Origin of the sequence: Yoonia sp., from assembly GCF_965660735.1 — a bacterium.
Classification (GTDB): domain Bacteria; phylum Pseudomonadota; class Alphaproteobacteria; order Rhodobacterales; family Rhodobacteraceae; genus Yoonia.
Genome location: NZ_CBFIBD010000010.1, coordinates 59,164 through 70,450 on the forward strand (window position 1 = coordinate 59,164; position 11,287 = coordinate 70,450).

General features: G+C 62.6%; 13 protein-coding genes. 9 read left to right on the forward strand and 4 right to left on the reverse strand.

Going from position 1 to position 11,287, the window contains the following annotated elements; genetic code table 11:
- Positions 1–47 precede the first annotated feature (47 nt).
- A complete protein-coding gene (locus ACTG4B_RS06215; protein WP_439154826.1) occupies positions 48–482 on the reverse strand; it encodes an FKBP-type peptidyl-prolyl cis-trans isomerase in 435 nt (144 codons plus the stop codon).
- Between the two features lie 133 nt (positions 483–615).
- On the opposite strand from ACTG4B_RS06215, the gene ACTG4B_RS06220 reads away from it, so the two are divergent.
- The 9 genes from ACTG4B_RS06220 (at position 616) to ACTG4B_RS06260 (ending at position 8,927) form a co-directional block, all read left to right on the forward strand.
- Positions 616–1,293 (forward strand): haloacid dehalogenase type II, encoded by a 678-nt coding sequence (locus ACTG4B_RS06220; RefSeq protein WP_439154827.1) that lies wholly within the window; start codon positions 616–618, stop codon positions 1,291–1,293.
- Positions 1,293–2,111, forward strand: a complete 819-nt coding sequence (locus ACTG4B_RS06225; protein WP_439154828.1) for an alpha/beta fold hydrolase — start codon at positions 1,293–1,295, stop codon at positions 2,109–2,111. Before ACTG4B_RS06220 ends, ACTG4B_RS06225 begins: the two co-directional genes overlap by 1 nt.
- Positions 2,108–3,079, forward strand: coding sequence for a threonine ammonia-lyase (locus ACTG4B_RS06230; RefSeq protein WP_439154829.1), 972 nt, complete (start codon positions 2,108–2,110; stop codon positions 3,077–3,079). Before ACTG4B_RS06225 ends, ACTG4B_RS06230 begins: the two co-directional genes overlap by 4 nt.
- Positions 3,080–3,118: 39 nt before the next feature.
- Complete coding sequence (pcaD, locus tag ACTG4B_RS06235; protein WP_439154830.1) at positions 3,119–3,910, forward strand: 3-oxoadipate enol-lactonase; 792 nt, start codon at positions 3,119–3,121, stop codon at positions 3,908–3,910.
- Entirely contained in the window at positions 3,903–4,601 is a 699-nt protein-coding gene (locus tag ACTG4B_RS06240; protein WP_439154831.1) for an alpha/beta fold hydrolase, read from the forward strand. The genes pcaD and ACTG4B_RS06240 overlap by 8 nt, the downstream gene beginning before the upstream one ends.
- A 48-nt stretch (positions 4,602–4,649) precedes the next feature.
- Complete coding sequence (locus ACTG4B_RS06245; protein WP_439154832.1) at positions 4,650–5,867, forward strand: TCR/Tet family MFS transporter; 1,218 nt, start codon at positions 4,650–4,652, stop codon at positions 5,865–5,867.
- A gap of 72 nt (positions 5,868–5,939) precedes the next feature.
- A complete protein-coding gene (locus ACTG4B_RS06250) occupies positions 5,940–7,019 on the forward strand; it encodes a Zn-dependent alcohol dehydrogenase (RefSeq protein WP_439154833.1) in 1,080 nt (359 codons plus the stop codon).
- Between the two features lie 21 nt (positions 7,020–7,040).
- Positions 7,041–8,270, forward strand: a complete 1,230-nt coding sequence (locus tag ACTG4B_RS06255) for a mandelate racemase/muconate lactonizing enzyme family protein (protein WP_439154834.1) — start codon at positions 7,041–7,043, stop codon at positions 8,268–8,270.
- Between the two features lie 60 nt (positions 8,271–8,330).
- Entirely contained in the window at positions 8,331–8,927 is a 597-nt protein-coding gene (locus tag ACTG4B_RS06260; protein WP_439154835.1) for a TetR/AcrR family transcriptional regulator, read from the forward strand.
- 19 nt (positions 8,928–8,946) lie between these two features.
- Here the strand turns inward: ACTG4B_RS06260 and ACTG4B_RS06265 are convergent, their stop codons facing one another.
- The 3 genes from ACTG4B_RS06265 to ACTG4B_RS06275 all read right to left on the reverse strand — a co-directional run.
- Complete coding sequence (locus ACTG4B_RS06265) at positions 8,947–9,699, reverse strand: glycosyltransferase family 2 protein (protein ID WP_439154836.1); 753 nt, start codon at positions 9,697–9,699, stop codon at positions 8,947–8,949.
- Positions 9,696–10,247 (reverse strand): DapH/DapD/GlmU-related protein, encoded by a 552-nt coding sequence (locus ACTG4B_RS06270; protein ID WP_439154837.1) that lies wholly within the window; start codon positions 10,245–10,247, stop codon positions 9,696–9,698. Before ACTG4B_RS06270 ends, ACTG4B_RS06265 begins: the two co-directional genes overlap by 4 nt.
- Positions 10,244–11,287: glycosyltransferase (locus ACTG4B_RS06275; protein WP_439154838.1), on the reverse strand; the 1,044-nt coding region annotated here is incomplete at its 5' end. The genes ACTG4B_RS06275 and ACTG4B_RS06270, both read right to left, overlap by 4 nt.

Sequence of the window (11,287 nt, forward strand, 5' to 3'; positions counted from 1 at the left end):
GCAGGGCGCGCTGTTGCGCCCCCTGCCGCCTTGTTCAGGATGCCGGATCAGGCTGCATCGACGCCCACGACCTCGATATCGAACACAAGATCCTTGCCGGCCAGCGGATGGTTGGCATCCAGCGTGACCTCTTCTTCGGTCACTTCGGCCACGACGACCTGCACTACCTGCCCTTGCGGCGTCTGCATCTGCAACTGCGTGCCTAGGTCCAGAGGGATATTGTCGGGAATCTCAGCGCGCGGCACGGACTGAAGCGCGTCGGGGTTGGTTTCACCATATGCCTGCGTGCAGGGCACTTCGACCTTTTTGGTGTCGCCCACGGCCATGCCGGGGATTGCGGCGTCAAGGCCCGGAATGATCTGGCCCGAACCGACCACGAATTCCAGCGGGTCGCGCCCTTCGGAACTGTCGAATGTCTCGCCGGTTTTCAGTGTCCCGGTGTAGTTGATGCGAACTGTGTCGCCTGATTTTGCCTCGCTCATTGGTCTGGCCTTTCGTTTGATTCATTTGAATGGCGCAGGCTAGGGAAGCTGAAACAGGTTTGCAAACAGGTTTCCCCTTTTCGCCGGGGCCGGGCCGTGACAAGCTGACGCCGAAACGAAAAGAGGCCGTATCATGCCAATCACCACCTGCGTTTTCGATGCCTATGGCACATTGTTCGATGTGGGCGCGGCAGCGGCGCAAGCGGCCAGGGAACCCGAACATGCCGTGTTGCAACACGTCTGGCCGGCGATTGCCCGCGACTGGCGGTTGAAACAGTTGCAATACACATGGCTGCGCGCCGTGGCCGGGCAGCACTGCGATTTCTGGCAGGTCACGCAGGACGGCCTTGATTGGGCACTGGAGGCAAATGGCGTGACGGGCACCGCAACCCGCACCCGTCTGTTAGAGCTTTACTGGGAACTGGCCGCCTACCCCGAGGTGCCCGCCATGCTGGCCGCACTCAGGGACAGGGGGCTGAAAACCGCGATCCTGTCCAATGGCAGCCCGGCGATGCTGGACGGCGCGGTGCAGTCGGCGGGCATCGGCGATCTGCTGGATGCGGTGCTGTCGGTGGAAAGCGTCGGCATCTTCAAACCCCACACCCGTGTCTATGATCTGGTGGGCGGGCATTTCGGCTGCGCGCAGGACGCGGTGCTGTTCGTGTCCTCGAATGGCTGGGATGCGGCAGGGGCTGCCGGTTACGGGTTTCAGACCGCCTGGGTGAACCGCGCCGGTGAACCGATGGACCGGCTTTATGCGCAACCCCACCATGTCCTGCCTGACCTGACCACCATACCGGAGCTTGCCTGATGCCCACCTATCAAAGCGATGACGGCTTGGCGCTGCATTATACCGATCAAGGCAACGGCCTGCCGGTGATGGCGCTGGCCGGGCTGACGCGCAACGGCGCGGATTTCGACCATGTCGCCCCGCATCTGCCGGTGCGCCTGATCCGGCCCGATTACCGTGGTCGCGGACAATCCGACCTGGCTGATCCCGCAACCTATACCGTCCCTCAGGAAGCGGCGGATGTGGTGGCGCTGATGGATCATCTGGGGCTGGAACGCGCCGCGATCCTTGGCACATCACGCGGCGGGCTGGTTGCGATGATGCTGGCCGCAACGGCCAAGGACAGATTGCTGGGCGTGGCGCTGAACGACATCGGACCAGAGATTTCCGACAAGGGGCTGGATGTGATCAAGGCCTATATCGGGCGCAACCCGGCCCAGAAAACTTATGCAGAAGCCGCCGCATTCCGTGATCAGGCATGGACCCATTTCAAGCACGTCCCGATGGACCGCTGGCTGGCCGAGGTCCGCGCCCATTACGAAGAGACACCGGACGGCCTGCGCATCCGCTATGACCCGAAATTACGCGATGCGGTGCTGGCCAGCCAGGACACCCCCCCGCCCGACCTTTGGCCGCTGTTCGACGCACTGGAGGGGTTGCCCCTTGCATTGATCCGCGGGGCAAATTCAGACCTTCTGACGCCTGAAACCGCCGATGAAATGGCCCGCCGCCGCCCTGACATGATCAGGGTCGATGTGCCTGATCGGGGCCATGTGCCATTCCTGGACGAACCACAGGCGCTTGCCGCGCTGCATGCATGGCTGGAGAAAATGCAATGAATATCGACATGATCCGCGCCGCTGCGGTGCGGTTGCAGGGGCACGCGCGGCACACCCCGATCCTGACCTCGCCCTTTCTGGACGACATCGCCGGGCGGCGCGTTTTCGTCAAACCCGAATGCCTGCAACACACAGGTTCATTCAAGTTTCGCGGCGGCTGGTCGGCGGTATCCGCCCTGTCCGATGCAGCACGCAAGGCTGGCGTCATCGCGTTTTCCAGCGGCAACCATGCACAGGGCGTGGCCCTTGCCGCACGCACCCACGGCGCGCCTGCGGTCATCATCATGCCCGCCGATGCGCCTGCAGTGAAAATCGCCAATACCCGGGCGCTCGGGGCCGAGGTGGTGCTATATGACCGCGCAACCGAGAACCGCGACGAAATCGGCGCGCGCCTGTCGCGCGAACGCGGGCTGACACTGATCAAACCCTATGACGAACCGCAGGTGATCGCGGGCCAAGGCACATGCGGGCTGGAGATTGCGCAAGACATGACCGCACTTGGGATTACGGATGCAGAGGTGGCGGTGTGCTGTGGCGGTGGGGGCCTGACATCAGGCATCGCGCTGGCGCTGGCAGCGGATGCGCCTGACATGCGGGTGCGGCCCGTTGAACCCGAAGGGTTCGACGATGTGACCCGGTCGCTCGCGGCGGGCCTGATCCTGCGCAACGCGCGGCTGTCAGGGTCGCTTTGCGATGCGATCATCACGCCGCAACCGGGTGATCTGACCTTTCCGATCATGCAGGCCCATTGCGGTGCCGGCGTGGTCGTGACCGAAGATGAGGCCCTGCGCGCGGTCGGGCTGGCGTTTGACCGGCTAAAAATCGTGCTGGAACCCGGCGGGGCGGTGGCGTTGGCGGCGGCATTGTTTCATCCGGATGCATTCAGCGGTGATGCGGTTGTCGCAGTTGCCACGGGCGGCAATGTGGATGCGGATGTGTTCAAACTGGCGCTGGACACCCTGCCATGACGCCCGGCAGGGATTACACTTTTCCTGAGGAGAGTTCCGATGAAAATCAACCGTGACGGTGTCGCGCTGAATGTGCGCGTGGATGGGGTGCAAGACGCGGATGCCCCGACGATCATGTTCGCCAATTCTTTGGGGACCACCCTGCATCTGTGGGACGGCGTTGTGCCGCTTTTGCCCGCCGGCCTGCGGATCGTGCGCTATGACATGCGCGGGCACGGGCAATCGGATGTGCCCGATGCGCCTTATACGATGGGCCAGTTGATCAGCGACGCCGAGGCGATCTGCGACGCGCTGGAAATCCGCGACGCCATGTTCGTAGGCCTGTCGGTCGGCGGGATGGTGGCGCAGGGCCTGGCGATCAAACGGCCAGACATTATCCGGGCCATGGTGCTTTCGAATACCGCCGCCAAGATCGGCAGCCCCCAGATGTGGCAGGACCGGATCGACATGGTGAATGCCAAGGGGCTGGATGCGATGGCCGACAGCGTCATGCAGCGCTGGTTCGGGCGCGATTTCTACGGCACGCCGGCTATGAAACCTTGGCAAGACATGCTGGTCACCACCCCCGCGCAGGGATATGCGGGCACCAGTGCGGCCATTGCGGGCACTGATTTCTATACCCCCACCAGCGGACTGCGCCTGCCGACGCTGGGCATTGCGGGGGCAGATGATGGCGCGACACCGCCCGATCTGGTGCGCGAAACCGTCGATCTGATCCCCGGATCACAGTTCAGGCTGATGCCGCGCGTGGGCCACCTGCCCTGCGCGGAAAACCCCCAAGGGTATGCCGATATCCTGAACCAGTTCTTGAAAGAGACCGGCCATGTCTGATTTTCTGCTGATCCACGGATCGTGCCATGGGGCATGGTGCTGGGATGACGTAATCGCACATTTGCGGGCTGCGGGCCACACCGCCCGCGCGATTGACCTGCCGTCGCACGGGTCTGACACGACACCCCCCGGTGATGTGACACTTGACCTTTATGCCCGCGCCATTGTCGATGCGATCGACACGCCCGTGGTGCTGGTCGGCCATTCCATGGCCGGTTATCCGATCACCGCAGCGGCAAACCTTGCGCCCGAAAAGATCAGCAAGCTGGTCTATCTTTGCGCCTATGTGCCGATGGCGGGAAAATCGCTGGCCGATATGCGCCGGATGGCCCCCAGTCAGCCGCTGCTGGATGCGATTATCGTGGATGCGGACAGGGTGACATTTTCTGTCGATCCATCGCAGGCCGCGGACAAGTTCTATCACGATGTCCCCCGCGACCGGGCGGAATGGGCCGTGGCGCAACTCTGTCCGCAGCCGATCCTGCCGCAGGAAACACCAATGGTGCCAACGCTCGACCTGCCGCGCCACTACATCCGCTGCTCGGATGACAGAACCATTCCACCCGAATTTCAGGTGACCATGACCGCCGGCTGGCCAGCCGAGACGATAACGCAAATGCCCACATCGCATTCACCGTTCCTGTCCGATCCGGCAGGCCTTGCTGCGCATTTGATCCGGATCGCGGGGTGATGACATCAGGGCTTGCAAAGTAAACCGGACGGTTTAACGCTGCACGTCATGAAAAACCGCCTGCCCGTTCTGTTCATCCTGATTACCGTCGTGATCGACGCCATGGGCATTGGCCTGATCATGCCCGTGATGCCCGCCCTGATTCAAGAGGTCGAAGGCGCAGGCATCGCCCGTGCCGCCGTGTGGGGCGGGATACTGGCCACGATCTTTGCCGCGATGCAGTTTCTGTTCGGCCCGACCCTTGGCAGCCTGTCGGACCGTTACGGACGCCGCCCGGTGCTGATCGTATCGCTGGTAATCATGGCACTGGACTATGTGCTGATGGCGCTGGCCCACACGATCTGGCTGTTGATCATCGGGCGCATCATCGGCGGGATCACGGCGGCGACGCAATCCACCTCAGCCGCCTATATGGCCGACATTTCCAAACCCGAGGAGAAGTCAGCGAACTTCGGCCTGATCGGTGCAGGTTTTGGCGTGGGCTTTGTGCTGGGGCCGCTGATCGGCGGGCTGTTGGCGGAATACGGCACGCGCGCGCCGTTCTGGGCAGCGGCCATATTGGCGGCGGCCAATGCGGTGTTCGGCTATTTCATCCTGCCCGAAACCGTCACCGACCGCATCCGCCGCCCGTTCCAGTGGCAGCGCGCCAACCCGCTGGGGGCATTCGCCAATATCGGCGCACTGCCGGGGTTGAAACGGCTGATGCTGATCACCTTTGTCTACACAGTGGCGTTTTTCGTCTATCCGGGCGTCTGGGCCTATTTCGGGGTGGAACGTTTTGGCTGGGGTCCGGGGATGATCGGGGTGTCGCTGGGTCTGTTCGGCATCGGGATTGCAATTGTGCAGGGGGTGCTGATCCGGCCCATCCTGAACCGGATCGGGGAACGCCGCGCGGTGATCTTGGGGTTGTCGATTGATGTGGTGGCCTTTGTGTTGCTGGCATTCGTGACCAATGGCTGGGTCGCATTGGCACTGACGTCGTTGACGGCGCTTGGGTCCATCGCCGGGCCTGCTCTCCAGGGGATCATGTCGCGCACCGCCGCCGACAACCAGCAAGGCGAACTGCAAGGCACTGTCACCTCGATCAATGCGGTCGCGACGATTGCGGCACCGTTGATCGTGACGCAGACGTTCTGGTACTTCACCGCGCCGACAACCCCGTTCTACATGCCCGGCGCACCATTCCTTTTATCCGCGGTCCTGACGATCGGCTGTATCTTCGTCTTTGTGCAAACCGCTGGGCCCGCAAAAGCCCGGGCTGCGTGACGAACGGCACTTGCGCATTGCAGGCCAATTTCACAGGGTAGCGTAAAGCAACACCTGACCATAGGCCCGCCAATGCCACAAATCAAAGCCGCCGTTTGCCGTGCCTTCGGGCAGCCCTTGCAGATCGAAACCGTCACACTTGCCGCCCCGCAGATGGGCGAAGTCGAGGTGACGCTGCGTGCCTGTGCGATCTGCCATTCGGATATTTCCTATATCGACGGGGGCTGGGGTGGGACGCTTCCGGCCGTTTATGGCCACGAGGCTGCCGGCCATGTCAGCGCCGTTGGCGAAGGTGTGCGGGGTATCAGCATCGGTGACGGGGTCGTTGTGACGCTGATCCGGTCCTGCGGAACCTGCCCGTCCTGTGCAGGCGGCAAGCCGGTATCGTGCGAAAGTGACATGGCCAGCGGGCCACTGACGGCCGCAGATGGCGGGCCGTTGCATCAGGCCATGCACACCGGCGGTTTTGCCGAACGTGTCGTCGTGAACCAAAGCCAGATCGTGAAACTACCCGAAGGCATCGGGATGGAGGCCGCATCGCTGCTGGCCTGCGGTGTCATTACGGGCGTCGGGGCCGTCGTGAATGCCGCCGGCCTGCGCGCGGGTCAGGATGTGGTCGTGATCGGCGCAGGCGGCGTTGGGCTGAACGCGATCCAGGGCGCGCGCATCGCAGGGGCGCGCCGGATCGTGGCGGTGGACATGTCCGAGGAAAAACTGGCCATTGCACGCGACTTCGGTGCGACCGACGGCGTGCTGGCGACAACCGAGAAGCCATGGCGCGCGGCCAAACAAGCAATGGGGCGCGGGGCGGACGCCGTATTTGTCACCGTCGGCGCAACGCCGGCCTATGAACAGGCGCCGCAATATCTGGCGAATGGCGGCAAGGTCATCATGGTGGGGATGCCCCATTCCGGCGCGATGGCATCTTATGAACCCGTCATGATGGCCGCGACCGGCCAAGGCATGGTCGGGTCCAAGATGGGCGATGTTGTCATCGCACGGGATATTCCATGGATGGTCGATCTGTATGCACAGGGCCGCCTGAAGCTGGACGAGCTGATTTCAGGCCGCTGGACGCTGGAACAGATCAACGACGCTATTGCCGACACCAAGACCGGCAGCGCCAAGCGCAACGTGATCGTATTTGATTGAGCGCACAACAGAAGGCAGGCTATGAAACTCGCCGATCTTGATATCATCGTCACCGCCCCGCCTGCCCCCGGATGGGGTGGGCGCTATTGGATCATTCCCAAGGTCACAACCGATACCGGCATCGTCGGCTATGGCGAATGCTATGCCTCATCCGTCGGGCCTGCGGCGATGAAGGCTGTGATTACCGATGTGTTCGAACGCCACATGGCGGGCGAAAATCCCGAAAACATCGAACTGATGTTCCGCCGCGTCTATTCGTCGGGGTTCACCCAGCGGCCTGACCTGACGGTCATGGGCGCGTGGTCGGGTCTTGAAATCGCCTGTTGGGACATTCTGGGCAAGGACCGCGACCGCCCCGTGCACGCGCTGATCGGCGGGCGGATGAACGACCGTATCCGCGCGTATACATATCTTTACCCCGGCCCCAGCCATCCGTTGCCCGATTTCTGGGCGAGCCCTGAAATGGCCGCCGGGGTCGCGTGCGATATGGTGGAACAGGGATATACTGCGGTGAAATTCGACCCCGCCGGGCCATATACGATGCGCGGTGGGCATATGCCGTCGCGGCCCGACATTGCGCTGTCGGTCGCGTTCTGCAAGGCGATTCGCGATGCGGTGGGCGACCGTGCAGATCTGCTGTTCGGCACCCATGGGCAATTCAGCACCGGCGGCGCGATCCGGCTGGGGCGTGCTATCGCCCCCTATGATCCGCTATGGTACGAGGAACCGATCCCACCCGATAACGTCAATGAAATGGCCAAGGTCGCCGGTGCCGTAGGCGTGCCCGTTGCGACAGGTGAACGGCTGACGACCAAGGCGGAATTCGCGCCTGTGCTGCGATCGGGTGCTGCAACAATACTGCAACCCGCCCTTGGCCGCGCCGGTGGCATCTGGGAGGTCAAGAAAATCGCCGCCATGGCCGAGGTGTATAACGCACAAATCGCACCACATCTTTATGCCGGGCCGGTCGAGTGGGCTGCGAATGTGCAACTGGCCGCATCGATCCCGAACATCCTGATGGCCGAAACGATTGAAACACCGTTTCATCGTGATCTGATCAAAGGGTCCATCACAGTCGAAAACGGCTATATTCGCGTGCCGACAGCCCCCGGTCTGGGCATTGAATTCGACGAGGATCTGGCCCGCGCCCATCCCTACACCTGCGATGGTCTGCACCTGCAAATGCAGGAGGCGCCGATCAGCTATCACGGGGTGAACACTTTTGCAGGCGGCGCACCGGTCAAGACCTGACGGACCTATCGGTCGCGGCGGACGCTTGTCAGGCGCGACATCGTCGAACAGAGGGAAACCATGGCAGGCACAGTGACACAAAGACGCGATGCACTACGGGAAAAACTGGTGCAATGCGCACAGCAGATAATTGCTGAAAAAGGTCTGCACGCCCTGTGCGCCCACGATCTGGCGGCAGCGGCGGGATGCGCGGTCGAAGATATTCACACTGTGTGCGATGATGTGTCCGAAATCGTGCAGGCCGTGAATGCGCGCACATTTGATAAACTGGGGGGTGATTTGGCCGCAGCGCTGGCCGCAGCGCCACAAGACCCGGTGGAACAGTTGATCGTCATGGGCCATGCCTATCACCGCTTTGCTGCGGACAATCATCTGACCTGGCGGGCGCTGTTTGATGCGGAACGTCTCTGTGATCCGGCGGCACCGGATTGGTATCGCGCGCAGACAGAGCGCCTTTTGACCCATATTTCGGATCCTCTGGTCATGATCTTTCCCGAGCGTGACGCACTGGAACTGGCGCTTTTGACACGTGCGATATTTTCATCTGTGCACGGTATCGTTCTCTTGGGTTTGGATCAGACCGGCGCCGGGGTTCCTTTTGCCGATATCGACCGGATGATCGACCTCGTCTTGCGGCAGATCGCGGTTCAGTCCTGACAGTCTGAAGGGCCTTGCGCTATGCTTGTCGTGACAGGTATTGCGGCAGCTTGGTCAGATTCTTGGCCATCAGCGTGCCAACGCCCCCGACACCGTTTTGCCGGATCGCACGGTAATCCTCGCGGCTTTTGCGCAGCAGTTGTGCCAGCGACCGATTGCTGACACCCCCCAGCCGCATCTGCACCATCACATGCGGGATATAGGCCAGCCGAACCTGCCCCGTGGTCAGCCAGCGCAACATCCCGTCATAATCCCCGGCAATCCGATAGCTGGTATCGTAAAGCCCCCAGCGGGTGAAAACTTCGCGCCGCAGGTAAAGTGTGGGGTGCGGCGGCATCCAGCCACGGCGCAGCCGGTCAGGTGTATAGACACCCGCCGACCAGTGCCGGATCACGCGCGTATCATCATCGCGCGACACATATTGCAGGTCGCCATAAACGCCGTCGATAGCCGGATCCGCAAACACCGCAGCGACGCGGGCCAGCACATCGGCGTCCGCCAGATAGTCGTCGGCATGAAGCAAGCCGATCACATCACCTGACGCCCGCGAAATACCGGCGTTGATGGCGTCATATATCCCGCTGTCCGCCGCCGACACCAGCGTCATGCCGGGATGCCCATACGCCCGCAGCCAAGCCAGCGTGCCATCGGTTGATCCACCATCCTGCACGACGTGTTCGACATCGTTATGGGTCTGGCTGCACAGGCTGCCCACCGCGCGGGGCAGGGTATCACCACCATTGAAAACCGCTGTCACGACCGAAATTTTCATGGCTCTTCCTTTTGTCCAATCACGCGCATCGGATTGCCGACGCCGGTGCATCCGGCTGGCAGATCACGCATCGCCACCGCACGCGCCCCAAGGATCGCATTTGCCCCGATCCGCACATCCGGACCGACAAATGCATCGGCGCAAACCCATGCGTCAGTCCCGATACTTACCGGCAGCCTGCGCAGCGCACGCGCGGGGTCGCTGGCGTCATGGGTGCCCGCGCAAAGGTGGGCATATTGCGACACCGTCGCCCTGTCGCCGATCGTGATCGCCCCCAGCGCATAAAGGATCGCCCGATCCCCGATGGTGACCTGATCACCAATCGTCAGGTTCCACGGCATCAGGATGCGCACTGTCGGATGCAGATGCGCGCAGCGCCCCACCCGCGCGCCGAACCGCCGCAACAGCCACACCCGCCAGCCCCACAGCGGGCGCGGGCTGAACCGGAACAGCGGCAGGCAAAGCGCCCAAACCACCCGAGCAACCTGCGTGCGGCGACTGTATTTGCGACAACGCCTGTTGGCGGTGATGTCCAGACGGGCTGTCATGCGGACACCAACGCGCCGCGCCCCTGAGCGAGCCTTGCATAAAGCGCCACAAAAGCATCGGTCATCGCTTGTGGCGAAAAATCCCGCGCCATCCATGCACGTCCTGAGGCCCCCATCGCGGTCAGATCGGCCTGCAACATGTCCGTGATCACCTGCGCCAGCGGCATCTGATCCAGATCGACACACCGCCCACATCCGACGCGGTCAAGCGCTTCCCACGGGGTCGCAACCGTCGTCAGCACTGGCACGCCGTAGGCCAGCGCCTCGGCCACGACGATACCGAAATTTTCCGAATAGCTGGGCAGAACGCACAGATCGGCCTGCGCAAAGGCCGCGGCCTTTGCCGGACCGTCCACATGCCCATGCAGGCGTATGCGCCCGCCGGATGTAGCCGCGCGGGCCTGCAGACCTGCGACATAGGCAGGATTGCCAGCGCCATAGACATCCAGCCGCACGGTGTCGGGCAGCTTTGGCATGGCGTCAAACAGGCGCTCTACCCCCTTTTTGGGATGCAGGCGCCCGATATAGAGAAGCCGCACTTCTTGCGTTTGCATCTTTGGCTTGATCGTCGGAATCGCCACACAGTTCGGAATACAGGCGGTTTGAATGCCGGACAGGCGGGCCACGCTGTCGCGCGCCTCTGCCGGTGCTGTCACATGCAGCACGGTGGCATTGGGCCGCAAGACTTGTGCGAGCCTTTCAAACTGGCGCTTGTGGGCTTTGCGCGGCGCATCAGACCAGACTTGCGTTGCCTGAAGCGCACCGCGCGGCGACCACACGACGGGGCGCCCGATCAACCTTGCCAGCGCCAGCACCGGCAAGGTCGGAAAACTGTAGGTTGCGGTCAAATGCACCACATCGGCCCATGCGATCGCCTTTGGCAGATGCGCAATCAGCCCCGGCGCCATACTGCCAGCAGCCATCCACCGCGCATACAAGACCGGATACGGCAGCGCCGCGGGAACCACACGACCCGGTTCCGTCGGGCTGGCGGCATCGGTGGTCAAGACCCGCAATGCCATATCGAGGGCTGCCGCGAT

Excerpts from the sequence above, each read along its gene's own strand:
- ACTG4B_RS06220 (WP_439154827.1), top strand. The coding sequence starts at position 616 with ATGCCAATCACCACCTGCGTTTTCGATGCCTATGGCACATTGTTCGAT.
- ACTG4B_RS06245 (WP_439154832.1), top strand. The coding sequence starts at position 4,650 with ATGAAAAACCGCCTGCCCGTTCTGTTCATCCTGATTACCGTCGTGATC.
- ACTG4B_RS06260 (WP_439154835.1), top strand. The coding sequence starts at position 8,331 with ATGGCAGGCACAGTGACACAAAGACGCGATGCACTACGGGAAAAACTG.
- ACTG4B_RS06215 (WP_439154826.1), bottom strand. The coding sequence starts at position 482 with ATGAGCGAGGCAAAATCAGGCGACACAGTTCGCATCAACTACACCGGG.
- ACTG4B_RS06230 (WP_439154829.1), top strand. The coding sequence starts at position 2,108 with ATGAATATCGACATGATCCGCGCCGCTGCGGTGCGGTTGCAGGGGCAC.
- ACTG4B_RS06225 (WP_439154828.1), top strand. The coding sequence starts at position 1,293 with ATGCCCACCTATCAAAGCGATGACGGCTTGGCGCTGCATTATACCGAT.
- pcaD (WP_439154830.1), top strand. The coding sequence starts at position 3,119 with ATGAAAATCAACCGTGACGGTGTCGCGCTGAATGTGCGCGTGGATGGG.
- ACTG4B_RS06265 (WP_439154836.1), bottom strand. The coding sequence starts at position 9,699 with ATGAAAATTTCGGTCGTGACAGCGGTTTTCAATGGTGGTGATACCCTG.
- ACTG4B_RS06240 (WP_439154831.1), top strand. The coding sequence starts at position 3,903 with ATGTCTGATTTTCTGCTGATCCACGGATCGTGCCATGGGGCATGGTGC.
- ACTG4B_RS06270 (WP_439154837.1), bottom strand. The coding sequence starts at position 10,247 with ATGACAGCCCGTCTGGACATCACCGCCAACAGGCGTTGTCGCAAATAC.
- ACTG4B_RS06255 (WP_439154834.1), top strand. The coding sequence starts at position 7,041 with ATGAAACTCGCCGATCTTGATATCATCGTCACCGCCCCGCCTGCCCCC.
- ACTG4B_RS06250 (WP_439154833.1), top strand. The coding sequence starts at position 5,940 with ATGCCACAAATCAAAGCCGCCGTTTGCCGTGCCTTCGGGCAGCCCTTG.